Annotated in this window: 1 protein-coding gene; it reads right to left on the bottom strand. The window is 71.3% G+C overall.

Going from position 1 to position 1,163, the window contains the following annotated elements; translation table 11 throughout:
- On the bottom strand, positions 1-1,163 hold a 1,163-nt coding region (eccCb, locus tag IZR01_RS49240), incomplete at both ends, for a type VII secretion protein EccCb (RefSeq protein ID WP_194927898.1).

Genomic DNA, 1,163 nt, shown 5'->3' with positions numbered 1-1,163 from the left:
GAGTTGTACAGCGGGCTGCTCATGCCATGGCGCCAGCTACACGGACCCGGCTGCCGACTCGGCCGCGCGGCCCCCACCAGCGGCCCCTCATCCCGGTCGCCCGACAGCAACAGCCCGGCCGTGTTCAAGTCCCGCAGCTTCTGCAACACCGGATCGAACATCGCGCGGCCCGCCCCGCCACTCTGTCGTGCCACCACCACGTGCAGTCCCACATCGCGCGCATACGGCAGCAATTCCACCAGCGGCGCCAACGGATTCGCCGTCGGCGACGCCACCAAGTCGTAGTCGTCGACGAACACGTACACGTCCTTCCCCGTCCGCCAACTCCGCGTCCGCAACTGCGCCGCCGTCACATCCGGCCCCGGCAACCGGTCCCGCAAAGCCTCGGCGAGCTGCGACATCAACGACAGCGCGGCCGGCCCGGCGACCGCATACCCCGCGCTGTACTCCTCCGGCACGACCCCCATCAGGCTCCTGCGGTAGTCGACCACCATGAACCGCGCGTCCAACCGCCCGGCCGCCACCTTCTCGACCAGCCCCGTCGCCACCAACCGCAGGAAGTTCGACTTCCCTGCCTCGCCCTCCCCGAACACCACGAAATGCGGATCGGCCTCGAAGTCCAGCGTCACCGGCAGCAACCGGGTCTCGTCGATCCCGATCGTCACCCCGGCGCCAGGCATCGCGTCGCTCGTAGCCGCGTCGCCGGCCCGTCCGCGCGTCACCAACTCGCCGTACGCAACCTGCGACGGCAGCATCCGCACCCGCGGCGCCACCGGCCCCTGCCACGCCTTCGCGACCGCCGCCGCCAACTCCTCGGCGGGCTTCTCCGTCACGGCGCCGAGCGTGTGCAGCTTCTGCCGCGTCAGGCCTCGCCCCGGCATGCCCTGCGGCACCTCCGTAGCCGTCCGCCGGTCCATCTCGGACTCCATCGGATCGCCGAGCCGCAGCTCCAACCGCGTCCCGACCGCGTCCTTCAGCTGCGCGCGCACATCCGCCCACCGTCCGGTCGACGTCAGCAGGTGCACGCCGAACCCCAACCCGCGCCGCGCGATGTCCACGACGTCCTGTTCCAAGGCCTCGAACTCGTCTCGGAACGCCGCCCAGCCGTCGATGACCAGGAACACGTGCCCCTGGTCCGCGCCGACCCCCGCCTCGCCGACCCC

The organism is Catenulispora pinisilvae (genome assembly GCF_015356865.1).
GTDB lineage: Bacteria > Actinomycetota > Actinomycetes > Streptomycetales > Catenulisporaceae > Catenulispora > Catenulispora pinisilvae.
Note: the sequence above shows the minus strand (reverse complement) of the source record. Positions and strands in the feature narration are given on the sequence as shown.